Source organism: Microvirga sp., from assembly GCF_014699075.1.
Classification (GTDB): domain Bacteria; phylum Pseudomonadota; class Alphaproteobacteria; order Rhizobiales; family Beijerinckiaceae; genus Microvirga.
The window spans coordinates 78,895-102,637 of record NZ_JACXAB010000012.1 but is presented as its reverse complement, the minus strand read 5'-3'; the positions used below and the strand labels follow the sequence as shown (position 1 = coordinate 102,637).

Annotated in this window: 21 protein-coding genes; 12 read left to right on the top strand and 9 right to left on the bottom strand. The window is 61.7% G+C overall.

What is annotated here, in order from left to right; genetic code table 11:
* Window positions 1-471: 471 nt before the first annotated feature.
* Window positions 472-1,362 (top strand): LysR family transcriptional regulator, encoded by an 891-nt coding sequence (locus IC232_RS17620; RefSeq protein ID WP_190846283.1) that lies wholly within the window; start codon window positions 472-474, stop codon window positions 1,360-1,362.
* A gap of 138 nt (window positions 1,363-1,500) precedes the next feature.
* The gene (locus IC232_RS17615) at window positions 1,501-1,701 is read left to right on the top strand and encodes a hypothetical protein (RefSeq protein WP_190846282.1); all 201 of its coding nucleotides are present in this window, start codon (window positions 1,501-1,503) and stop codon (window positions 1,699-1,701) included.
* 98 nt (window positions 1,702-1,799) lie between these two features.
* On the opposite strand, the gene IC232_RS17610 is transcribed toward IC232_RS17615, so the two are convergent.
* The 5 genes from IC232_RS17610 to IC232_RS17590 all read right to left on the bottom strand — a co-directional run bounded on the left by IC232_RS17610 (window position 1,800) and on the right by IC232_RS17590 (window position 6,879).
* The gene (locus tag IC232_RS17610; protein ID WP_190846281.1) at window positions 1,800-2,015 is read right to left on the bottom strand and encodes a hypothetical protein; all 216 of its coding nucleotides are present in this window, start codon (window positions 2,013-2,015) and stop codon (window positions 1,800-1,802) included.
* Between the two features lie 253 nt (window positions 2,016-2,268).
* Window positions 2,269-3,030: a LuxR C-terminal-related transcriptional regulator gene (locus IC232_RS17605; protein WP_190846280.1), complete on the bottom strand. Its 762-nt coding sequence runs from the start codon at window positions 3,028-3,030 to the stop codon at window positions 2,269-2,271.
* A 274-nt stretch (window positions 3,031-3,304) separates the two neighbouring features.
* The gene (locus tag IC232_RS17600; RefSeq protein WP_190846279.1) at window positions 3,305-5,599 is read right to left on the bottom strand and encodes a putative bifunctional diguanylate cyclase/phosphodiesterase; all 2,295 of its coding nucleotides are present in this window, start codon (window positions 5,597-5,599) and stop codon (window positions 3,305-3,307) included.
* A gap of 373 nt (window positions 5,600-5,972) precedes the next feature.
* Window positions 5,973-6,263 carry a hypothetical protein gene (locus IC232_RS17595; RefSeq protein WP_190846278.1) on the bottom strand — a complete coding sequence of 97 codons (291 nt, stop codon included), beginning with the start codon at window positions 6,261-6,263 and terminating at the stop codon, window positions 5,973-5,975.
* Window positions 6,264-6,459: 196 nt separating this feature from the next.
* Window positions 6,460-6,879 carry a DoxX family protein gene (locus IC232_RS17590; RefSeq protein WP_190846277.1) on the bottom strand — a complete coding sequence of 140 codons (420 nt, stop codon included), beginning with the start codon at window positions 6,877-6,879 and terminating at the stop codon, window positions 6,460-6,462.
* 253 nt (window positions 6,880-7,132) lie between these two features.
* Here IC232_RS17590 and IC232_RS17585 point away from each other — a divergent pair, with 253 nt between their 5' ends.
* Window positions 7,133-7,927 (top strand): DUF1194 domain-containing protein, encoded by a 795-nt coding sequence (locus IC232_RS17585; RefSeq protein WP_190846276.1) that lies wholly within the window; start codon window positions 7,133-7,135, stop codon window positions 7,925-7,927.
* A 25-nt stretch (window positions 7,928-7,952) separates the two neighbouring features.
* Here IC232_RS17585 and IC232_RS17580 read toward each other — a convergent pair whose 3' ends face one another.
* Window positions 7,953-8,939 carry a Bug family tripartite tricarboxylate transporter substrate binding protein gene (locus IC232_RS17580; protein WP_190846275.1) on the bottom strand — a complete coding sequence of 329 codons (987 nt, stop codon included), beginning with the start codon at window positions 8,937-8,939 and terminating at the stop codon, window positions 7,953-7,955.
* 261 nt (window positions 8,940-9,200) lie between these two features.
* Between IC232_RS17580 and IC232_RS17575 the strand changes: the two genes are divergently transcribed.
* Window positions 9,201-10,832 carry an alpha-D-glucose phosphate-specific phosphoglucomutase gene (locus tag IC232_RS17575; protein ID WP_190846274.1) on the top strand — a complete coding sequence of 544 codons (1,632 nt, stop codon included), beginning with the start codon at window positions 9,201-9,203 and terminating at the stop codon, window positions 10,830-10,832.
* A gap of 25 nt (window positions 10,833-10,857) precedes the next feature.
* On the opposite strand, the gene IC232_RS17570 is transcribed toward IC232_RS17575, so the two are convergent.
* The gene (locus tag IC232_RS17570; RefSeq protein WP_190846273.1) at window positions 10,858-11,271 is read right to left on the bottom strand and encodes a VOC family protein; all 414 of its coding nucleotides are present in this window, start codon (window positions 11,269-11,271) and stop codon (window positions 10,858-10,860) included.
* Between the two features lie 363 nt (window positions 11,272-11,634).
* Between IC232_RS17570 and IC232_RS17565 the strand changes: the two genes are divergently transcribed.
* Window positions 11,635-12,021 (top strand): hypothetical protein, encoded by a 387-nt coding sequence (locus tag IC232_RS17565; protein ID WP_190846272.1) that lies wholly within the window; start codon window positions 11,635-11,637, stop codon window positions 12,019-12,021.
* Here IC232_RS17565 and IC232_RS17560 read toward each other — a convergent pair.
* On the bottom strand, window positions 12,018-13,079 hold the full coding sequence (locus IC232_RS17560) for a LacI family DNA-binding transcriptional regulator (protein WP_190846271.1): 1,062 nt from the start codon (window positions 13,077-13,079) through the stop codon (window positions 12,018-12,020). The genes IC232_RS17565 and IC232_RS17560 overlap by 4 nt on opposite strands.
* 256 nt (window positions 13,080-13,335) lie before the next feature.
* On the opposite strand from IC232_RS17560, the gene IC232_RS17555 reads away from it, so the two are divergent.
* From IC232_RS17555 to IC232_RS17525, 7 genes are all read left to right on the top strand, one after another.
* Complete coding sequence (locus tag IC232_RS17555) at window positions 13,336-14,856, top strand: sugar ABC transporter ATP-binding protein (RefSeq protein ID WP_190846270.1); 1,521 nt, start codon at window positions 13,336-13,338, stop codon at window positions 14,854-14,856.
* Entirely contained in the window at window positions 14,853-15,851 is a 999-nt protein-coding gene (locus tag IC232_RS17550) for an ABC transporter permease (protein WP_190846269.1), read from the top strand. The genes IC232_RS17555 and IC232_RS17550 overlap by 4 nt, the downstream gene beginning before the upstream one ends.
* Before the next feature lie 67 nt (window positions 15,852-15,918).
* A complete protein-coding gene (locus IC232_RS17545) occupies window positions 15,919-16,869 on the top strand; it encodes a substrate-binding domain-containing protein (protein ID WP_190846268.1) in 951 nt (316 codons plus the stop codon).
* Window positions 16,870-17,124: 255 nt separating this feature from the next.
* Entirely contained in the window at window positions 17,125-18,186 is a 1,062-nt protein-coding gene (locus IC232_RS17540; protein WP_190846267.1) for a sugar phosphate isomerase/epimerase family protein, read from the top strand.
* 18 nt (window positions 18,187-18,204) lie between these two features.
* Window positions 18,205-19,380 carry a Gfo/Idh/MocA family protein gene (locus IC232_RS17535; RefSeq protein WP_190846266.1) on the top strand — a complete coding sequence of 392 codons (1,176 nt, stop codon included), beginning with the start codon at window positions 18,205-18,207 and terminating at the stop codon, window positions 19,378-19,380.
* Window positions 19,381-19,505: 125 nt separating this feature from the next.
* On the top strand, window positions 19,506-19,913 hold the full coding sequence (locus tag IC232_RS17530) for a Fur family transcriptional regulator (RefSeq protein WP_246812268.1): 408 nt from the start codon (window positions 19,506-19,508) through the stop codon (window positions 19,911-19,913).
* Window positions 19,914-20,112: 199 nt separating this feature from the next.
* The gene (locus IC232_RS17525) at window positions 20,113-20,565 is read left to right on the top strand and encodes a Fur family transcriptional regulator (protein ID WP_052003362.1); all 453 of its coding nucleotides are present in this window, start codon (window positions 20,113-20,115) and stop codon (window positions 20,563-20,565) included.
* A gap of 81 nt (window positions 20,566-20,646) precedes the next feature.
* Here the strand turns inward: IC232_RS17525 and IC232_RS17520 are convergent, their stop codons facing one another.
* Entirely contained in the window at window positions 20,647-23,742 is a 3,096-nt protein-coding gene (locus tag IC232_RS17520; protein ID WP_190846265.1) for an efflux RND transporter permease subunit, read from the bottom strand.
* Window position 23,743 lies beyond the last annotated feature (1 nt).

Sequence of the window (23,743 nt, the reverse complement as noted above, 5' to 3'; positions counted from 1 at the left end):
CCGTGGGGGTGCAGAAGCTTGAAATTTTGGGGGGAACATACCGGGCTTGCACCGGTATGGCGGGACGGCATCATGCCTTTGGACGCGCATCGCTCAAGGTATGCCGGCCAACCCGCCATGTCTGTGGCGTATCGCTACGTTGAACTTTCACAATATGGCTCTGAAAGTCAATAAATGCCTTCGTTTCACCTGCCTTACCCTTGGGTAAAGTTAACGAAATTTATCCTTCAGCGTCGACCGGCCCCATGAAATACTGTTGGATCATGATCCGCTCACCGCTGGACATCAGGGCCGTTCTTCGGAGAAGACGCGATCGTCTTTGCTGTAGCGGCCACTCCCGATCTGGAATAATCCTTTGGGAGGCGCAGGAACGGATTGCGTTTCGGAAGCGAAGCGCTTGACCTGCAGCGCGCACCGGCCTCCCATCTGGCATCAGACACGGAGAGTTGCTCCCACTTTTGAGGATCTGTCTTGGACTGGGACAAAATCAGATTGTTCTACGAGGTGGTCGACGCCGGGAATTTCACCCGTGCCGGCGAGAAGCTCGGGGTCAACCAGTCATCGGTGAGCCGCCAGATCAGCGCCCTCGAGCACGACCTGAAAGTTCCGCTCTTTCATCGTCACCCCCGCGGTCTCATCCTGACCGAGCATGGAGAGGTGCTGTTCCGCGCGGCCCAGGACATCCGCCTGCGCCTAGACGAGACCCGTCAGCGCCTCACGGAAACCAGCGAGCGGCCGGCCGGCGAGCTCAGGGTCACGGCGACGGTCGGCATTGGAGGGATTTGGCTGGCGCGGCGCATCAAGGAATTTCTTGATCTGTACCCGGATGTGCGCGTTCAGCTGATCCTGACGAGCGAGGAGTTGGATCTCGCCATGCGCGAAGCCGACATCGCCATCCGGCTGCGCCGGCCGGCGCAGCCGGACCTGATCCAGCGCCGCCTCTTCACAATCCAGTATCATGCCTATGCGGCCCATTCGTATCTTGAGCGCGCCGGAGAACCTGAGCGGGTCGAGGATCTCGACAACCACTCCCTCCTCTGCCTGGGAGGCGACCAGCCGGCTTTCATCCTGGACCTGCACCGTCTGACCAGCCTGGGACGAGATCCCAAGGATCCCCGTCCCAGCCGTCTCGTGGTGAATGACAGCCTTGCGCTTCGCACGGCCATCGAGAACGGGGCCGGCATCGGCATGGCGCCGGATTACGCCATGAGCGGCAACCCTCGGGTGAAGCAAGTTCTCCGCGATGTGCAGATGCCGGTTCTCGACAGTTACCTGGTCTATCCGGAGGAGCTGCGCTCCGTCGCACGGGTGCAGGTCTTTCGCGACTTCCTCGTCGCAAAGGCACAGCGATGGGATTTCTAACTTAAGGGCTCTTTCGGGTTACATTCACCGAGAAGACTTGAGAGAGGCAGAGCCCGAGCGCAATCTCATTTTTTCCATGATTTGAAGGCTATTGAATTCCTCAAGACCTCTTCCTCAAGAACAAAGGGCGTCCACCCCATGCCGCGGTCATTTTTTACCGTTCTCGCCATCACCCTTGGACTTCCCTTCCTGATCCTGCTGGCCATCGTCTCGTCTGCATCGGGCGTCAGCGCGAGTGTTCTCACAAGCACGCTCGGGCTTATGATCATGTCGGTTTTTCTGATGCTAGCTGTCTATGAGATCAAGCGGATTGCCGATCTGCCGCCGGATGCCCATTGATCACCGGCACTCCTGCGCCTGGACGCGTTTGAGCGCGGGCGTGCTTGAGATGCCGCCTCAGGCAGGGATCTCAAGCCGCTCGATCAAAAGGCAGATTGTCAGGCTGCGGCTCTGGAGCGCTCAGGATGCTCCTCTGCCGTGGCGCGCTGAAGGGCCAGCAGGAGAACGCCGATGTCTTCATCGAGGAGACTGATGGCGTTGCGGGCATATTCGCGGAATTCTTCCCTGACCAATTCCGCTTCGCTATCCCACAAGAAGTCGTCGTGCTCGGCCTCAAAGAATGCACGAGCCACCAATTCCACTTGGTAATCCATGTTTGCCCCACCGCATCATTTAGGTATTTATTTTTTTCAGTTCGAACCTGGGGCGTCAGTACGCTGTCACTGAGTCTTTATCCGGCGCACCATCAGGGTGCTGTCAGGCTTACCTTTGGTGTCGAGTGATCCGCAACTCGCCACTTGGGCTACTCCCAAAGGGGTAGAGCACGCGAGGCTTCCCGCGTGCCCACGTCCCGATGAGACGATACTCCTGCAAACCTCGATTCCGTATACGGAATCCGAGTTCTTCTTATTCGCCTGGAACCAGAGGCCTGCTCTCCTGCGCGGAGGCGAAGTGACCGGCAGCCCACATGGCGGCCTGGGTTCTGTTCACGGCCTTCACCTTTCGCAGGATGGCCTTGATATGCACCTTGACGGTGGCTTCCGCCACTCCGAGCTCACGGGCGATCAGCTTGTTCGAGGCGCCCTGGGTCAGGCAGCGCAGGATCTGTGCTTCACGCTCCGACAGCTTGTTCAGGAGCAGAGCCGGATCGTTGGCGGGCATGAGGGAAACCGTTTGGCCCAGACCACCGGTCTGGCCGCCGCGGAATTGGTCGAGCAGTTCCAGCCCGACCGATCCCGGAATGAAGGTTTCGCCAAGCATCACGAGTTCCAGAGCCTTAATGATGGAGTGACGAGCCATTGTCGTCGTGCAGAACCCGTCCAGACCCTCCTTGCAGATCTGGATCACTTCCTGCGGAGCCATGTTGTCCGCAAGAACCACCACCCGAGCATGAGGGTGCTGCGCCTTCAGTTCCTTGACCATCTGGGAATACTCGCCAAGGGAGCGCCCGTCGCAGATGAGGAAGAGCACCGGCACCCCTTCGGGGAATGTGGACAGGGTCGACAGGTCTCCGGTTTGCTCCGCGATGTCGAAGCGGGTGCCCGAAAGGATATGGCTGATCCCCGTCCGGAGAAGAATGTTCTGGCAGATGAGAACCGTCGTGACGTTCTGAAAGGGATCTTGGGCGATGGGGAGGATTTGCTCTTTATAGACGACGTTATGGCCCATGCTGGCTCTAGCCCCTTGGTAGTGTTCATCAAAGTCAAGGATCATGGCGCCGCCTATCCGAAATACGCAGGCTAGAACAAAAGAGGCGGGAACCATGTCCGGGAAGCCGATCCGATCAGATCAGGCGTGGCGATAACGGCGCCTAGAAGATTTAGTTCCTCTTCCTCAACGTCACCTAAGAGGTAATCCGTCGTGTCACGATGGTTTTGTGATAGCATCTCAAATCACCTCCTTCACGATATGGTCAAGCTTGCTGGTATTTTTTTATACAAGCTCAAACTATACTTCTAGCTGGGGTAGTATTCATATAATTCTGCGCCTTATTTGAGGGTGAGCGACTGAGAATCCGCACGATTTGATCTTCCGATACGGCTTTCGAGAAAAGAAAGCCCTGCATCTCGTTGCAGCCCGCCGTATCCAGAAAGTTCCGCTGTGTCTCTGTCTCGACGCCTTCCGCCGTGACAGTAATCGACATGGCATGCCCGAGCGCCACTATAGCCTTGATCACGGTGGCGGCCTTGCCGCCCTTTCCCAGGCTTTGGGTAAACGACCGGTCGATCTTGATCTTGTCGACTTCGAAGCGATGAAGGTAGCCCAGGCTCGAATAGCCGGTGCCGAAATCGTCCAGGGCAATGCGGAAGCCCGCTTCCCGCAGCCTCCGGATCGCATCGGTTGTTCTCCCGTCCTCCTCGAGGAGGACCCCCTCCGTGACCTCAAGTTCAATGCGTTGAGGATGCCCGCCACATTCTCGAACGATGGCGATGAGACGGCCGGCGAAGTCACCCGACCGGAACTGAACGGGTGAGAGATTGACGGAGACGAAGAGATCGGGCCAGCGCCGGGAGGCCATGCAGGCTTGACGCAGGATCCATTCTCCGAGCGGGACGATCAGTCCGGTCTGCTCCGCCACGGGGATGAACTGGCTGGGCTGAATGCACCCGCGCGTCGGGTGACGCCAGCGGGCCAGGGCCTCCACACCGACGACTGAACCGCCTTGGGAAATCTGCGGCTGATAGGCAACCTCAAGCCCCTCCCCTGTCGCAAGCGCTGTGCGGAGATCCTCCTCGATGATCCTGGAGATGATGATGGTTTCGTCCATATCCGGGGTGAAGAGACGGTAGCAGTTCCGCCCCTCTCCCTTGGCACGGTAAAGCGCGATATCGGCCTTGCGCAGAAGTTCGATGCGGTCCAAACCCGCCTCTGGGGCCAAGACAAGCCCGATGCTGACGCCCACGAAGACCTGATTGCCGATGACATCATAGGGCCGCGTGGATGCGGCAAGAATACGCTCGCACAAGGTCTGCGGCGCATCGGTTCCTGCCCTGAAGGTCTGGACGATGGCAAATTCGTCTCCGCCCAATCGGGTGATGGTGACCTCACCATCCGCGAGCTTTGACAACCGCGCTGCAAACTCCTGAATGAGACTGTCGCCCGCATGGTGGCCGAGGGTGTCGTTCACATGCTTGAAGCGATCCAGGTCGAGCATCATGACGGCGACCTGCTCGCCATCCTGCATCTGAGCGATCGCGTGGTCGAGCCGGTCTGCGAACAGGGCACGATTGGGCAGGCCAGTCAGCACATCATGGAACGCAAGATGGTGGGCCTGCGCCTCGCTCGCTTTCAGCTCAAGAACCGTTCTCTCCAGTGCCTTCGTGGACTGCCTCAGCCGGCGGACCAGCGCTCCGAGCAGCAGAAGGATCATGGCAGCAGCCGCAGCCATCACCGGGCCGACCGACTTGAGGACGCGATCGCCCGGCAGCTCCGGGTTCCAGATGAAATAGCCGATGAGATGGCCCACATCCGATTTCACCGGCACCGAGATTTCATCCAGCTGGGGGGTATCGGTGCTGGAGAAGCGCAGACCATCGATCAGGTTTTGCTCGGACAGCTGTGTGATGAAACTTCCATCGAGGAAGCGGATGCTGAGCAAAAGGAACTCCCTTCCATGCGGATAGGGAACATCTTCGGACTCAGGGATGATCTTCATCACACTGACGGCCGCCGGTCGGCCGTTGAGCTCCAGCAGATGAGCGTCGTGAACAGCTTGTCCGGTCTTCAGGTAGGATGCGGTCGCGAGGTCCGCCACGTGCGCATGGTGCAGGGATTCTGGAACTCCCCTGAGGCCTGCAACAAGGTCGCTGACGCTCCCTCTGACCCGCTCATATTCCTGCGCGGGCACGCGTGCGGGTCCGACGGTCGCGACGAGCGGCTCGTTGCGCTCATCGAGGATATAGATTTCATCCTGTCCGAAAGTCTTGTTGAGCCAGACGCCGAAATTGGCGTCGACCCATTTGAGGTCCAGGGAGCGCTTGTTGAGCTCCACCACGGCATCGTCCCAGATGGCGACCATTTCCTGCTGTTGAGCGAGTTCCTGAACAGCGGCCCGTATGCTGGCCTCCGTTGTTCGGAGCTGACGTTCGGCGGAGATGTCATTGCTCCTGTCGACGGCCCACAGAATTGCCCCCGCGCCCATCGCCAGCGTCGTGAAGGCAACCAGAACGACAGGCAACAGAACGCCGCGAATAAAGGGGCGCTCTGCTCGGGTGGACGACAGAAAAATACTCAACATGGCCGCACCGGAACGCCTCCGGACCTCGATCAAACGGCGGCATGCCGAACGATCGACCTCGGGCAAATGAATTTTGGGAACGAACCTGCCGGACTTTCACCGGCCTGACAGAGGGGCATCATGCCTTTGAGCGGCGCATGGACTTCCGGCGCGAGCTCAACCTGCCACAGGTGTTATCGTAGAGATGATCATTTCTACGGCGGGCGTCAAAAATCAACGGAAGAATTCGTCCGACCGCATGCTTTGGGTTTTAGAGTTAACAGTTCTTTCCGAGACCATAATTCCGTAAAGGACATGAGAATATTAGGCGATACTCTCTTCGAGCAAGAAGCAGGTCCCTGATGGCTTCACCAAGTTCCTAGGCCCAGGGAGATCATTCCGGCTGCGCATGATCTTCCAGGGCCTGGATCAGCTCCAGGCACTTCTCGGCCACGATGGCCGAGACCTTGGGATCTCCATGATGATGGCGCATCGCGACCGCATTCGCTTGCTCGAACAGATCCGTGAGGTTACCGGAGATGAAGGGGCGGGAACTCGGAAAATCAAAGCTCCTGCTCTCGGTGCGGGACTTCGATCTTGCAGGGCGCTTGGGTTCGAAAAGGCCCAGCACCTCGCACCTGTCGGCGATCCTCTTGAGATCCTTGAAGGCAATGATCTCGGCCATGTCCTAACTCCTACGCAACGAACTTGCCTGTGCTCTTAACGCTTATCCCGCGCAAAAGTCATGCGCCGTCCCCTAAAATTATAGGGTTGACGGCAGCCGTTCCACTTCAGAGTCACAAACGTCCAAGCCGTTACCCAACTCTTCCGGAGTAGAAAATAGAGTTCCCGCTCCTGCGTCCGGCGGCACGGCCACTGGATCAGCGTTCCCAGGAGTGCCGTGGGCCTGTCGGCCGCCTTGCTCCATCGATGCTCAAGGCACCCGGGCCGGTGAAGGCGAGCAGGAGAAACACGAAGCAGAACAGGATGGACGCATCCCCGCCGTTCAGAACCGGATAGAAGCTCCGAGGAGCATGGAACATCCAGTACGCGACAGCCATCTCACCGGCGAGCACGAAGGCAACGGGTCTGGTGAACAGCCCGATCAGGATCAGCAGGCCGCCGCCGAATTCCAGGATAGCTCCAATGCCGAAGAGCGACAGGAGGGGCGGGGTGCCGCTTTCCGGAGGAGCCGGGAAGCCGAACAGCTTCTGTGTTCCATGCTCCATGAACAGCAGCGCCGTAACGATCCTCAAGGCGGCCAGGGCGTAAGGTGACCAGCGATCGAGCGTAGACGACATTTGCGGAATTTCCTTCTGAGCACCGCCGGCCTAATGGGGCGAAGCTTCCTGCCGCCCATATAAAGCGGAAGGCCGGAAGGAAAACCCTGCTCGGCGTGACGTTCTATTTCGGTCCTCCGGCTGTGGGCGGCCACAGACGTTTCACATGGAATTCACGTTAAATTGACAGCCCGCAGACCCGTCCCAGGGCCGTCAAACCTTGCCTGCCGGATGTTTCCTGTCAGCTTCTTGCGTCTGGCAAACGGAGGCACGGATGAATCGAAGGCTTCTTGGCGCTCTTGTGGCTGTCCTATCGGGGCTGTGGCTGTCTCCACTTGTCGCCCAGGCGGAGACCGAAGTCGATGTCGCGCTGGTGCTGGCCGTCGACGTCTCGCGCTCCATGGATCCCGATGAGCAGGAACTTCAGCGCCAGGGCTTCATGGAGGCTTTCCGCTCGCCGCAGGTGCATGAGGCCATCCGCAACGGGATGGTGGGGCGGATCATCGTCACCTATGTGGAATGGTCGGGCGTGGAGTATCAGAACGTCATCGTGCCCTGGACGATCATCGACGGCCCTGAAGGCGCCCTGAAATTCGCCGATGGCCTGAGCAGCACCCCCATCGGCCGCATCCGGCGTACGTCAATTTCCGGCGCCATCGATTTCGGCGTGAAGCTTCTGGAGCAGACCGGCGTGGAGCCGATCCGGAGGGTCATCGATATTTCCGGCGACGGACCCAACAGCAGCGGGCGAGGCGTCGTGGCGGCCCGGGACGAGGCCATCGCCAAGGGCATCACCATCAACGGCCTTCCCATCATGCTCAAGCGGCCGAGCGGCTTCGGCGACATGGAGCATCTCGATCTCTATTACAAGAACTGCGTGATCGGCGGCGAAGGCTCGTTCATCGTGCCGGTGCGGGAGCGCCAGCAATTCGCCGCCGCCATCCGGACCAAGATCATCCGTGAGATCGCCGCACTGCCCGCCAACCCGAGGATCCAGAAAGTTCAAGCCGAACCATCCGTGAGCTGTGCCGAGGGCGAGCAGCGCATGTACCGCTGGGACCGCAACTGACGCGGTCCCGAAACTGCGGCTCCCGTCATTCCAGGGTGATGTTGGCCGTCCTGATCACCTTCTCCCATTTGGAGCCTTCTTCCTGCATGTAGGAGGCCATTTCGGAAGGCGAGCTCTGGAGCACGTCGATCCCGGCGCCGGTCAGCTTGTCGCGAATGTCCTGTCTGGCGACAACCTGCCGGTACGTGCCATTGAGCTTCGTGACGATCTCGGGCGACAGGCGCGCTGGGCCGACGAAGCCCTGCCAGGCCCAGGCCTCAAAGCCCGGAAAATCGGCAGCGACGGGCGGCACTCCCGGCAGGCCGGCAAACTCCTTTGGAGAAGCCACGGCAATGGCCTTGATCGGGCCGGAGAGCTGGGAGCGAGCAGTCGCAAAGTCGATGAACATCATATCCACCTGTCCTGCCACCAGATCCTGCACGGCGGGAGCGGCGCCCCGATACGGCACATGGGTGAGCTTGATTCCGGCGCCTTGTGACAGGAGCTCCGTCGCCAGGTGGAAGGGGCTGCCCAAGCCAGGAGTCGCATAATTGATCCGGCCAGGCGTCTTCTTCGCCTCGGCAATCAATTCCTGAAGCGAGTTCACAGGCAGCTTGTTCGTATTCACGAGCAGCACGAGCGCGAAGCGACCGGTGAGCGAAATCGGGCTGAAATCCTTGTATGGATCGAAGGAGAGCTTGCGATACAGGGAGCGGTTCGTCGCAAAGGTGGCCGAATCCCCTAAGAGCAGCGTGTAGCCGTCAGGTTCCGCCCGTGCGACGGCCTCGGCGCCGATATTGGTGCCTGCCCCCGGCTTGTTCTCGACAACGAACTGCTGCCCCAGTTGCTCTCCCATGGCGCCGAAGACGAGCCGCGCGAAAAAATCCGTCCCGCCGCCGGCCGCATAGGGGACGGTGACCCGGACCGGCCTCGTGGGATAGTCGGCTTGCGCCAAGGCCCGCCACGGTGAAAGGGCTGAGGCTGCGGAGGCGGCGGCCATCGTCACGAGGAGGCTGCGGCGGGTCTGGTTCATGGCGTTCTCCCAGGATCGACTTGCTTATGGTTCAGGTCGTAGACCTGCACATAGGAGGGGCGTCCTCTGCGACCAGAGCCGCGGCTCCAGTTGTTTGGGTTGCATGTGGATGGGTGGATCAAGGGCAGCTTTCATCCTGGCTTCATCTTGGCAGTGGCATCTGCTTGAAATGACCCTAGAATGGTCGCTGGTCCTTCTCAGGATCAGCAAGTATCCCGCGAAGCGTTCTCCAAGAGCCACGCAAGGAAGTGATCAGCCCCGATGGTGACGACCCGTATCCCGACAACGCCTTTTTCCGATCAGCGCCCCGGCACGTCCGGCCTGCGCAAGAAGGTCACCGTCTTTCAGCAGCCTCGGTATGTGGAAAATTTCATCCAGTCGATCTTCGACAATGTGGAGGGCGCACAAGGCTCAACCCTGGTGATCGGCGGCGACGGGCGCTACTTCAACGATGCCGTGGTTCAGATCGCCATCAGGATGGCGGCCGCCCATGGGTTCGGCCGTGTTCTCGTCGGACAGGGCGGATTGTTGTCGACACCGGCCGCCTCCTGCGTGATCCGCAAGCACAAGGCGATCGGCGGGCTCGTTCTGTCCGCAAGCCATAACCCGGGCGGCCCCGACGGCGACTTCGGCATCAAGTTCAACATGTCCCATGGCGGGCCTGCGCCGGAATCCTTCACGGAAGCCGTGTTCAAGCGGGCGAGCGCCATCACCGAGTATAGAATCGTCGACGCTCCCGACATCGATCTCAGCCGCATCGGCCCGACCAAGGTCGGCGAGATGACGGTCGAGGTCATCGATCCGGTGGCCGATTATGCGGAGCTGATGGAGCAGCTGGTCGATTTCGGGAAGATTGCCGATCTGTTCCGCTCAGGCTTTCGCATGCGCTTCGATGCCTTGAGCGCCATCACCGGCCCTTACGCGAAGGCGATCCTCGAAGGCCGTCTCGGTGCTCCGGCGGGCACCGTCGTCAACGGGGAGCCGAAGCCCGATTTCGGTGGCCACCACCCCGATCCGAACCCGGTTCATGCCCATGACTTGATGGAGCTGATGCTCGGCCCCGACGCGCCCGATTTCGGCGCAGCCTCGGACGGGGACGGTGACCGCAACATGATCGTAGCGCGCGGGCTCTTCGTGACGCCGAGCGACAGTCTCGCCATCCTCGCGAGCCATGCGCATCTCGCGCCCGGCTACGCCAAGGGCTTGGCCGGCGTCGCGCGCTCCATGCCCACGAGCCGCGCCGCCGACCGGGTGGCCAAGAAGCTCGGCATCAATTTCTTCGAGACTCCCACGGGCTGGAAGTTCTTCGCCAACCTTCTCGACGCGGGACTCATCACCCTGTGCGGTGAGGAGAGCGCGGGCACGGGCTCCAACCACATCCGCGAGAAGGACGGGCTCTGGGCGGTGCTGCTCTGGCTCAACATCCTGGCCGTCACGCGAAAGCCGGCAGACCAGATCGTGCGCGAGCACTGGGCCGCGTTCGGGCGCGACTACTACACGCGCCATGATTACGAGGAACTCGAGACCGCACCTGCCAACGAACTTATGGACGCGCTGCGCAAGAAGCTGCCCGCTCTTCCGGGCCAGCGCTTCGGCAGCCTCACGGTCCAGTCCTGCGACGACTTCGCCTACACGGATCCCGTGGATCAATCCGTGACGCCGAAACAGGGCATCCGCATTCTCTTCGAGGAGGACGCGCGCGCCGTGTTCCGCCTGTCGGGAACCGGCACATCGGGCGCGACGCTGCGGGTCTATCTGGAACGCTTCGAGCCCGACACCGACCGGCATGACCTGCCGACCGCCGACGTTCTGGCTCCTGTGGTGCAAGCGGCAAACGAGATTGCGGAGATCGCGGCTCGCACGGGACGCGATGAGCCCAGCGTCATCACCTGATCCCGATCAGCCCGGGTTTCGGCCATCAATAGGTGGCCCAGAGTCCGGGCGTCGCCAGTTCGAGAACATGCCCGTCCGGATCGCGGAAGTAGACGCTGGTGCCTCCTCGCGGCCAGGTTACCCGGCTCTCGATGGGAACCCCGCGTTCCTCCAGCCTCCGCTCCCACGCATCAAGCTCGTTAGCCGCAACTGCAAAGGCGATATGCAGGGGACCATGCCCGTCATGGCCAGGAATCGTGCCACCGGGCGTTGTCATGTCCTCGCTCGACCCGCCACGGAGGAAGACGAGGAGCACGCTTCGGCCGCCGACATTGAATGCACACATGCGCTGGTTGGCCAGCAGGAGCGGCAAGCCGAGGCTGCCTTCATAGAACGCCCTGGCGCGGTTCAGATCGTCCACATAGAGAGCGGATTCGAGCACGGCATTGAGCGTCGGCATCCCGGGCCTCATGAATTCCCATGCCGCCCATTTGGCCTCTGTCGACCCTCTCCTGTCCAGACCTCCCCGATGCCTGACGCGGCGATGAGGTGAAAAATTGGGCAACGATGCTGACCTTTTAGCCTTGAAACCCGCCGGCGCAGCTTTTACTTATTGCAGTGCAACACGGCGATTGGCGTCGCAGCGTTGCAGCCCTTCTAGGGCGTTTCCTCCCTAAACTTCGGGCCGTTGGCAACAACGGCCTTTTTTTCTTGTCTGTACAACAGCTTCCGGCCTGACCGGCCAGCCCGCACCGCGGGGGCGGAACAGGAACCTCGCACTCCTCCGGCGGTTTCCCCATGAGCGGATCCGAGGAGAGCTTTCATGACCACCCGTTCAGACAACCCCAACCAAACCGATATTCCTCGGACGCACACGATCAAGCCGATGGATCCTCCGCCCATGAACGAGGGCTCGACCACGGCGCAGCTGAAGGGCGACATCAACAGTGGTCGCACAGGGGACAAGAACGAAGTGTTCGATCCCGGCCTCTCCCCTCTCGGCACGGACGAGGAAGCCGGCGGCACCCCGCTGACGCCGGAACAGGTCGACATCGCCCGGCATCAGGAATCATCGGCGCGCTGGCAGAACGGCAACGCCAAGGACAGCTATGCCCACCAGCACTCGCGCAAAGCGCTTGCCGGCTATGTGGGGTTCATCGGTCTCGTGCTGGTGCTGTTCGTCGGGGCGTTTTCCATATTCTGGGATTAACCAGCCGGTGCGACGCTGTCCCGGATGACAAGTTCCGTCTCGAGCCGGATCTGCTTGCGCGTCGGGCGGCCTTGGAGCAGATCGATGAGAACCGTCGCGGCCGCCTGCCCGAGCTCCCGACGCGGCTGATGAATTGTGGTCAGTGACGGCTCGGCCACGGCCGCGAATTCAATATCGTCGAACCCAGCAACCGAAATGTCCTCCGGCACCCGCAACCCGGCAGACAGAAGGGTGCGCATGAGCCCGATCGCCATCTCGTCGCTGGTGCAGAACACCGCCGTCGGGCGTGTTTTTCGGGCGACCAGACCCTGGCCTGCCGCCACGCCGGATTCGATCGTGTAGTCGCCGGGGATCACGAACGCCGGATCGAACGGCAGGCCTGCGGCCTCCAAACCGTCCTTGAAGCCTAGGAAGCGCTCGCGCTCCAGGATGTTGCTCGCCGGTCCGCTCACATAGGCGATACGCCGGTGTCCCAGCGAGGCGAGATGCTGGGTCATGCGAGAAGCGGCGGCGCGGTTGTCGATCTCGATCTGCGGAATGTCGGCCCCCGGAATCGCCTCGCACAAAGCCACGAGGGGGATCGCAATCCGGGCAGGCTGCCCCTCCCCTTCCCGGCTTTGCCCGAACAGGTGACCGTTGAGCAGAATGGCGCCATCTACACGGCCCGCAGCCGTGAAGGCTGCGAAATGCGCCTCCTTCGCAGGCGAGCCGTCGAGATCGCTGATGATCATCCCGTAACCAGCATCGAAGAGCGTCTCCTCGATGCCGCGCAAGATCTTCGAAAAGAAGGTGTTCGACAGGTCCGGCAGAACCACCAGCACCATGAAGGTCTTCTGCGAGCGTAAGGACCGGGCAGCGGGGTTGGGCACGTAACCCGTTTTGGCGATGGCTTCCAGAACCCGGGCACGGGCCTCGGGGGACACGCGCTCTGGCGTGGCAAGCGCCCGGCTCACCGTCGCGGTCGAGACATCGGCCAGCTTGGCGACATCCTGGATTCGCGTGGCACGGATCCGGGGATCCTCCCGCTCGGCACTGTCGCTCTGTCCCAAATCGTCCATGGTTCTCCCCGACTATGGTACTGTTTGACAGATGCCAGCATTTCGGTAAAGTTGCATGTAATCGATTACATGGGGTTGTTGTCGAGCCGTTCGACAGCACCTCTTCAAGAAAGGTCCCGACAGAGGACCAGTCGACAAACAGGAGGACATGAATGCCCGCTCCCGTGCCGTCCAGCTGATCTGCATCCGGTAGAGACTTCTTGTGCCCGCCTTCACATGATCGAAGGCGAGAGATTTTGCGCATCCGGAGCAGGTGATGGATTCCGTTCTTCGCGCCGAGAACATCTCGAAATCCTTCGGACCTATTGAGGTTCTGAGCGGCATTTCGCTGGATCTGAGGCCAGGCGAGGTTCATGCCGTCATCGGCGAGAACGGAGCCGGCAAATCGACTCTCATGCGCATCCTGTCGGGGCATCTCCCGCCCACGAAGGGAAGTCTGCACCTCAACGGCCAGCCGATCACCTTCTCGGGCCCTGTGGATGCCGAGGCTCACGGCATCGTTCTGGTGCATCAGGAAATCCTGCTCGCCCCGGATCTGACGGTTGCGCAGAATCTCTTTCTGGGCCGCGAGATCAAGCGTTTTGGCTTCGTGGACGACAAGGCCATGCGGGATCGCACGCGGGCCATCCTGCGCGAGCTCGGCACCAATATCGATCCCGACCGCGAGGTCAGCCGCCTGTCCATCGCGGACCGGCAGCTCGTCCAGATCGCCCGCGCGCTTCTCGTGCCGCACAAGGTGGTCGCCTTCGACGAGCCGACTGCCGTTCTGACCCCGATCGAGGCCGAGAGCCTGTTCGAGATCATACGGAAGCTGCGAGCCCAGGGCGTAGCGGTGCTCTACATCTCCCATCGCCTCAACGAGGTGAAGGCGGTTGCCGACCGCGTGACCGTGCTGCGGGACGGGCGCCACATCGCCACCCGCGACGTCGAAGGGCTCGAACCCCTCGAAATGGCGCGTCTCATGGTGGGGCGTGACATGTCCAAGCTCTACCCCGAGAAGCCGCAGACCGCCTCCGACCAGATCGTGCTGACCGTGCGCGACATGGCCGTGCCGGGCTATGTGGAGAACGCCTCCTTCACACTGCGTCGCGGCGAGATCCTTGGCTTCGGCGGGCTGATCGGTGCGGGCCGAACGGAGCTGTTCGAAGGCATCGTCGGCTTGCGCCCGGGCCACGGCACTGTCACGCTCGACGACAGGAACGTCCAATTCCGCGACGCGCGGGAAGCAATGGCAGCCGGCATCGTCTATCTCTCGGAGGATCGAAAGGGCAAGGGCCTGCTCCTGCAGCAGAACCTGCGGATCAACCTCTCCCTCGCGGCTCTGGACAAGTTCAGCCGCGGATCCTTCATCGACACGGGCGCGGAGGAGAAGGCGCTCGATCAGGCGATCAAGGATTTCGACATCCGCACCCGGAGCCGCGACCTGCTGGCAGGCCAGCTCTCCGGCGGCAACCAGCAGAAGCTCCTGCTTGCCAAGATGATGCTGCTGGAGCCACGGATCGTCATCATCGACGAGCCGACACGCGGTGTCGATATCGGTACCAAGGAACAGATCTACCGCTTCATCGCGTCGCTTGCGGCGGAGGGCAAGGCCGTCGTCGTCATTTCGTCCGAAATGCAGGAACTGATCGGCCTCTGCCACCGGGTCATCGTGATGCGCAATGGACGCGTCGCCGGCGAGGTTGCGCAGGCAGACCTGTCGGAAGACGCTATCGTTTACCTCGCCACAGGCGTTCATGAAGAAAGGGCGGCGGAAATCGCCGCGGGCCATGCATGACAGAAACCGTGCTCCCCACCCGCGCCGAGAAGCGCAAGTTCGCGATCGATATGCGGGCGCTCTCGCCCTTCATCGCGCTGATCGTTCTGATCATCGCAGGCGCGCTGATCAATCCCGATTTTCTCACCGCCTCGAACCTGCTCAACGTGGTGACGCGCTCGGCGTTCATCGCCATCATCGCAGTGGGCGCCACCTTCGTGATTGCCGGCGGCGGGCTCGACCTCTCTGTCGGCTCCATGGCGGCGCTGATCGCCGGCGTGATGATTCTGACGCTTAACAATCTCGGCGGCGGGGATGTGGGCACGCTGGCGCTCGGATTGCTGGCCGCCATCGCGCTCGGTGCAGCCTGCGGGCTGGCCAATGGTCTCATCGTCACCTTCGGGCGCATCGAACCTTTTATCGTGACGCTGGGCACCATGGGCATCTTCCGCTCCCTGGTCATCTGGCTGGCGGCCGGCGGCACCATCACCATGCGCAATTTCGAGCTGCGCGAACTCTATCGCCCGGTCTATTTCGGCAGCATCTTCGGCATCCCTTATCCGATTATCGCCTTTCTCGTTGTGGCCGCCATCGGGGCGCTGATCCTCTACCGCACGTCCTTCGGCCGCCATGTGGTGGCGCTCGGCTCCAACGAGGACGTGGCCCGCTATTCGGGCGTGCCGATCTGGCGCGTGCGCACGCTCACCTACATCATCCAGGGCATCTGCGTCGGCATCGCTGTGCTGGTCTATGTGCCGCGCCTCGGCTCGGCCACCCCGACCACGGGCCTGTTGTGGGAACTGCAGGCGATCACCGCCGTGGTGATCGGCGGCACGGCCCTCAAGGGCGGCATCGGCCGCGTCTGGGGCACCGTCGTCGGCGCGGTGATCCTCGAACTCGTCGCCAACATCATGGTGCTGTCGAATTTCGTCTCCGAGTTCCTCGTGGGCGCGGTTCAAGGTGCCATCATCATTATCGCCATGCTCGTGCAGCGGTCAGTCCACCGCGGGCGATGAAACCGGGCTAAGCCCACCGGAAAAGGGACGAAGGGCTTATAAAACCAACCCTCCAGGGAGGAATGAGATGAAAGCAACGGTACTGAAATTCGCCCTCGCGGCAGGCCTGATGGCAGGTGTTGCCACCGGCGCGACGGCCCAGCAGAAGAACGTCACCATCGGCGTCTCGATCCCAGCCGCGACCCATGGCTGGACCGGCGGCGTCGTCTACCACGCGCAGGAAACCGCCAAGCAGCTCGAGAAGGGCTATCCGGGCCTGAAGGTCATCGTGAAGACCTCGCCGGATGGCGCATCCCAGGCAAACGCCCTCGATGACCTCACCTCGCAGAAGGTCGACGCTCTGGTGGTTCTGCCCTTCAACTCGGATGAGCTGACGAACCCGCTTCGCGAGATCAAGAAGCGCGGCACGCTCATCACCATCGTGGACCGCGGCCTCAAGGATCCGGCAATCCAGGATATCTATGTTGCCGGTAACAATCCGGAATTCGGCCGCGTTGCCGGCAAGTACTTCGTCGATAACCTGAAGCAGGGCAACGTCGTCGTTTTCCGCGGCATTCCGACCGTGATCGACGAGGAGCGCGTGACGAACTTCGAGAAGGCTCTCGAAGGCTCGGGCGTGAAGGTGATCGACAAGCAATATGCCAACTGGAACCGTGACGACGCCTTCAAGGTGATGCAGGACTACCTGTCCAAGCACCCGAAGATCGACGCGGTCTGGGCATCGGATGACGACATGGCGCTCGGCGTCATGGAGGCGATCCGTCAGGCCAAGCGCGAGGACATCAAGTTCGTTCTCGGCGGCGCCGGCATGAAGGACATGATCAAGAAGGTGATGGACGGCGACAAGATGATCCCGGCCGACGTGTCCTACCCGCCGTCGATGATCTCGACCGCCATGGGCGTGACCGCAGCGCATTTCTACACCAATGCCCCCATGCGCGGCACCTACACGCTGAATGCCCAGCTCATCACGAAGGACAACGCCAAGGACCACTACTTCCCGAACTCCCCGTTCTAAGGCGCGTGACGCTCTCGTCCCTTCCTCCGGGAAGGGACGAGGCAACGGCAAGCTGCTCGCTAGCGCATCGTGCGGAAAAGTGGAAAACGGTTTTCGCTGACGCGGCCCTCCGGGTCCGCACCGAACGATGCGCTCTTCTAAGAAGGAGCATCGGATGAATCCCAAAAGTGCAAATCCACTTTTGAGTCCGATGCTCAGGGCGGCTTCCCCTTGCCGGCTTTTCCGCCTTCCCCACGCCACCTCGGGAGTTCACCCATGAAGACCATGAAGGGCCCCGGCCTTTTCCTTGCGCAGTTCGCAGGCGACGAGGCTCCATTCAATTCGCTGGACGCGATCTGCCGCTGGGCGGCCTCCCTCGGCTATAAGGGCGTGCAGATCCCCACCTGGGATGCGCGGCTCATCGACCTGAAGAAGGCTGCGGAGTCGCAAACATATTCCGACGAGATCTTAGGGGTCGTGCGCTCCCACGGCTTGGAGATTACGGAGCTCTCCACCCACCTGCAGGGCCAGCTCGTGGCCGTTCATCCGGCCTTCGATGAGGCCTTCGACGGTTTTGCGGCGCCCGAAGTCAGGGGCAATCCGAAGGCGCGGCAGGAATGGGCCGTGGGCCAGATGCTGATGGCAGCACAAGCCTCGAAGCGCCTAGGGCTCAACGTCAGCGTGTCGTTCTCCGGGGCGCTTGCCTGGCCCTTCATGTATCCGTGGCCGCAGCGTCCGGCCGGTCTCGTCGAGACCGCTTTCGAGGAATTGGGGCGGCGCTGGCGGCCGATCCTCGACGCTTACGAGGATGCAGGCTGCGACGTCGCCTATGAGATCCATCCAGGCGAGGACATTCACGATGGCGCCACCTTCGAGCGCTTCGTGGATGCGGTCGGCGGACATGCCCGCGCCTGCATCAATTACGACCCGAGCCACTTCCTGCTACAGCAGCTCGACTATGTGGCTTTCATCGATCTCTACCACGAGCGCATCAAGGCGTTCCACGCCAAGGACGCGGAGTTCAATCCGTCCGGTCGCATCGGCGTCTATGGCGGCTATGAGAGCTGGATCAACCGCGCCGGTCGCTTCCGCTCGCTCGGCGACGGACAGGTGGATTTCGGCGCGATCTTCTCCAAGCTCGCCCAGTATGACTACGAGTCCTGGGCCGTGCTGGAATGGGAATGCGCCCTCAAGCATCCGGAAGACGGTGCTCGCGAAGGCGCCGAGTTCATCAAGGCGCACATCATCCGCGTGACGGAAAAAGCCTTCGACGATTTCGCCGCTGGCGGAACGGACGAGGCGGCGAACCGCCGGATGCTCGGCATCGGCGCAGCTTAAGCGAGACGGGGGCACGACATGACAATTGCAGGATCTCCCGATCAGAAGCTGAACCGCCGTTTGCGCCTCGGCATGGTCGGCGGCGGACGCGGCGCCTTCATCGGCGCGGTGCACCGCATCGCTGCCCGCATCGACGACCGGTGGGAGCTGGTGGCAGGCGCCCTCTCGTCCGATCCGGATCGCGCCAAGGCCTCGGGCGAGGATCTTCTCCTAAAGCCTGACCGGATCTATGGCGACTTCAACGAGATGGCGCGCCGCGAGCGTCGGCTGAAGGACGGAATCGATGCGGTGGCCATCGTCACCCCGAATCATGCCCATGCCGCTGCCGCCCGTGCGTTTCTGAAAGCCGGCATCCATGTGATCTGCGACAAGCCGCTCACGACGACGCGGCGCGAGGCCGATCAGCTCGCCAAGCTCGCCCGCGAGTCAGGCCTCATCTTCGCGGTGACCCACAACTACACCGGTTACCCGCTCGTGCGGCAGGCCCGCGCCATGATTCAGGCGGGAGAGCTGGGAGCCATTCGCGTCGTCCAGGTGGAATACGCGCAGGACTGGCTTGCCACCCGGATGGAGGAGACCGGCAGCAAGCAGGCCGAATGGCGCACGGACCCGGCGCGCTCGGGCCCCGCGGGCGCCGTGGGCGACATCGGCACGCATGCGTTCAACCTCGCCGAGTTCATCGTGGGCGACGAGGTCGCGTCGCTCTCTGCGGAGCTTCACACTTTCGTGGAGGGCCGCAGGCTCGACGACAATGCGCATATGATGCTGCGCTTCGCCTCCGGCGCGAAAGGCATGCTCTGGTGCAGCCAGGTGGCGGCAGGCCTTGAGAATGGTCTCAAGATCCGCGTCTATGGCGAGAAGGCAGGCCTCGAGTGGCACCAGGAGAACCCGAACTACCTCACCTTTTCGCCTCTCGGTGAGCCGCCCCGCACCATTCGCCGCAACGGCTACGGGGCGGACGAGGCGTCTCGCGCCGCCTCGCGTATCCCTGGCGGGCATCCGGAAGGCTATCTTGAGGGCTTCGCCCAGCTTTATACGGATGTGGCCGAGCAGATCACGGCGCGCATCGAAAAGCGTGAGCCCAATCCCTTCGCGCTTCAGGTCCCCACCGTCGACCACGGTGTTCGCGGCGTCCGCTTCATCGAAGCGGCGGTGCGCTCCTCGCAGCGCAAGGCGGCCTGGGTGGATCTGTAAGGAAGTCTACAGACTGAAAGTCCCTGCCGGGTATCTCGGCAGGGCAATCGGCCCAGGTGTCTTGAAATCGCTTCCGCAATCATGACGTATAGGGTGACCATGCCCGGCGGAACCAACGATACCAGATGGCCCATACGCATCACCACAGCCTCGACGACCTGAACGAGACCCAGAAGCGGGTTCATCGGATTCTGTGCTCCGCCCAGGGCCCGCTCTCGGCGTATGAGGTTCTCGATAAGATGCGCGGCAAGGGGGCCGTTACGCCGCCGACGGTGTACCGCTCGCTGGACAAGCTCATCGAGAAGGGTCTCGCCCATCGACTTGAGAGCCTCAACGCCTACGTCGCCTGCAAGCACCCCCATGACCACCAGGACATGGCGGCTTTTGCGATCTGCGAAAGCTGCGGTCTGGTCAAGGAATTTACCGACCCGCATATCAGCGAGCGCCTGTCCCACTGGGGCGACGACCACGCGTTCTCGGCCAAGAAGGTGACGGTGGAAATCCGGGGCCTTTGCGAAGTTTGCGCCAAGTAGTCACCAAGGCTGGAACTTAATTACAATTATCACGTTATTACATGATATTCCACTTATCAGCGGGATGTCTGATGGCTATCATGTGCCTTCCGTTGAGGAAAAAGTGTAGTTTTGGCACCTTTCGCAACGATAGCACATTGTCAGGGCCAGATTTTACCTATATGAATGTATAGGTTCCGTAATAACAGGAGTGTGGCTCATGAGCACCAAGGCCCTCAGGAAGGAAGAAGAGGAAAACCTCCTTCGTCGTGCCGACGATCTGTGCCGGCAGAACAACCTCAGGCTCACCCCGATCCGGGAGCGTGTTTATCGCGAGTTGGTCCAGAGCGGCGGCCCGGTCGGGGCTTACGATCTGGTCGATCGCCTGAGCAACGAGAAGAAGCGTCTTGCTCCGGTGACCATCTACCGTGCCCTGGACTTCCTGCGCGACGCAGGTCTCGTCCATCGCTTGGCCACCCAGAACTCCTATGTGATCTCCCACGGTCAGCCAGACATGAACGCGATGAAGATCATGTTCGTGGATGCGAAGACCGGTGAGACCGTCGAGGTTCATTCGAGCGAGGTTGCCGAGGCTGTCCGCAAGGCTGCGGAGCAGGCCGGCTTCAAATCGGTCTCGCCGTTCATGGAAGTCGAAGGCGAGATCGCTCAATAATACAGGAAGAGGCAGGATCGACACCGACCTGCCTCTCAGGACGAAACGTAAAAGGCCGGGCATCGCCCGGCCTTTTCGTTATCACTCCGCCGCAACCGGCTGATGGTGATGACGCTTCTCAGGGGCCCTGTCTTCCGCCCGATGGGCCCGCACCGTCTCCCGTGAGATGAAGGTGTAGAACATCGGTACGACGAAGAGTGTGAAGATCGTCCCGATGGACATCCCGGACGCGATCACCAGGCCCATGGAGAAGCGGGCCGCCGCACCGGCGCCGCTGGCGTAAAGCAGAGGCGCGACGCCAAGCACCATGGCGGCCGTGGTCATCAGGATCGGACGCAGACGGACGCGCGCCGCCTCTTCAATGGCCTCACGCTTGCTGACCCCGTGCTTCTCCTTCTGCTCGTTGGCAAACTCCACCATCAGGATGCCGTGCTTGGTAATCAGGCCCACGAGGGTGATCAGTCCCACCTGCGTGTAGATGTTGAGGGTGGCCAGACCCAAGTTCAGGAAGATCATGGCGCCGAACATGGAGAGCGGAACCGACATCATGATGATGAACGGGTCGCGGAAGCTCTCGAACTGCGCCGCCAGCACCAGGTAGATCACGATGACGGCCAGCCCGAAGGCCAGGAAGATCGAGTTGCCTTCCTGAATCTCCAGGCGCGACTGACCGGCATAGTCTTCATAGAAGCCCTGCGGCATGACTTCCTTGGCAATGGAACGCAGGGTCGCCAGACCCTCAGAGGTGGTCACCCCAGGCAGCGGCAGGGCCGACAGGGTTGCCGAATTGAGCTGGTTGAACTGCTCGATAACCGCCGGAGCCGCATCCGTCTTGATGCTGATGAGGGCCGACAACGGAACCATGGAGCCGTCGGACGCGCGGACATAATACGCGGCAAGCCGCTCCGGATTGAGACGGTCCTCCTGCCGGACCTGACTGACGACGTCGTAGCTCCGGTTGTCCCGGTCGAACTTAGAGATCGGCGCACCGCCGACGAGAGCCCCGAGCGTGTTGCCGATCTCGGACACGGGCACACCCAGAGCTGCAGCCCGATCACGGTTGACCGTGATGCGTGCCCGCGGGGACTCGTAGGAAATGGAGTTCTGGACAACGATGAACTTGCCCGACTTCATGGCCCGCTTGCGGATGTCATCCGCGGTCTCATAGGCCTGGGAGGAGTCGCCGATGGTGCGCAGAACGTACTGAATCGGCAGGCCGTCACCGGCTCCGGGCAGGGATGGCGGCGCGAAGGCGAAGGCCTGGAGGCCGGCATTCTCATTCAGAAGGTTCTGAATGTCCTGCTTGGTCTCTGCCCCCTTCTTCTCACGCTCGCTCCATTCCTTCAGCTTGAAGCCGAAGAAGCCGCCGCCGCCGCCATCAATGCCGACGATCAGGAAGCTATCGTCGATTTCCTTGATCTTCTCCGCCGCATTGGTGAACTGCTTGGAAAAGGCCTGGGTATATTCGGCGGTGGCATATTTCGGCGCATTCAGGATGCCGAGATAGGCGCCCTGATCCTCTTCCGGCGCAAGCTCGGAGGAGGTCTTGGTGAACATGAACGCCGTGGTGCCGAGCAGGACCGCAACGATGACGAGCGTCACGCCGCGATAGTCCAGCGATCCCTTCAGGCGCCGGGCGTACCAGTTCTCGATCCGGGTGAAGACCCGGTCGACCAAAGCGGCAAAGCGCCCTTGGCCGCCGTGTCCCTTCAGCAGCTTCGAGGACATCATGGGCGAGAGCGTCACGGCGACGATGCCCGAGATGATCACGGCTCCGGCCAGGGTGAAGGCGAACTCGCGAAAGAGCGAGCCCGTCAGCCCTTGCGTGAAGCCGATCGGGGCGTACACGGCCGCCAGCGTGATCGTCATGGAGACGATCGGCACGAAGATTTCCCTCATGCCGGTGACGGCCGCATCGACCGGCTTGAGACCTTCCTCGATGTGGCGGTGAATGTTCTCAAGCACCACGATGGCGTCGTCGACCACGAGGCCGATGGCCAGGACCATGGCCAGCAGGGTGAGGAGGTTGATCGAGTAGCCCAGCGCATAGAGGAAGAAGCACACGCCCACGAGTGAGAGCGGGATCGTCACGATGGGGATCAGCACCGAGCGGAACGACCCCAGGAACAGCAGGATCACCACCACGACGATGAGAGCCGCCTCGCCGATGGTCTTGAACACCTCCTCGATGGAAGCCGAGATGAAGTTCGATGCATCGTAGACGATCTCGACATTCATGCCCTGAGGCAGGGTCGCGCGGATGCCCTCAATGGCCTTCGTCACCTCTTCGGCAACAGTCAGCGGGTTGGCCGACGGCGTCGGCGTGATGCCGATGAAGGTGCCCTGGCTGCCGTTGAAGCTGACGATGGTGTCCGTGCTTTCAGGCCCGAGTTCCACATCCGCCACATCGCGCAGACGCACGACCTGGTCGCCGTTCGAGCGGATCGGCAGCGTGCCGAAAGTTTCAGGCGTCTGCAGGGTGGTCTGCATGTCGAGCCTGTAGGCGACGTACTCGCTCTGGGTCTTGCCGGGTGCAGCCAGGAAGTTGTTGGCCCGGATCGCCGCCACCACGTCGCCGGCCGTGACACCGCGGGCCGCCAGGCGCACGGGATCGATCCAGACACGCATGGAGAAGTCGCGCCCGCCGAGGATCTCGGCATTGCCGACGCCTTCGAGCGTGGCGAAACGCGGCTGCACCACGCGGGTGAGGAATTCGGAGACCTGCTCCGGGTTCATCTCCGTGCTGCCGAAGGTGATGTACATGAGGGCGAAGCTCTGCCCCGTACCCTTCATGATCACCGGATCCTCAGCCTCGGAGGGAAGCTGCGCGCGGATCTGCTGCACCTTGGAGGTGACTTCGGTAAGCGCCGCGTTCGGATCCGTGTTGAGGCGCATGCGCACGGACACCGTGCTCACGCCCAGGCGGCTCTGCGTCGTCACGTAGTCGACGCCTTCCGCACTCGACACGGACTTGGCGATGGGCGTGCTGATGAAGCCCTGGATCAGGTCGGCGCTGGCGCCCGTATAGACCGTCGTGATCGTGATGGTGGTTTCCTCGACCTCCGGATACTGGCGCACCTGGAGGTTCATCAGACCCTGTGCACCCAGCAGCAGGATCAGGAGGCTCACCACCATCGACAGGACGGGGCGGCGGATGAAAAGTTCTGTGAAACTCATG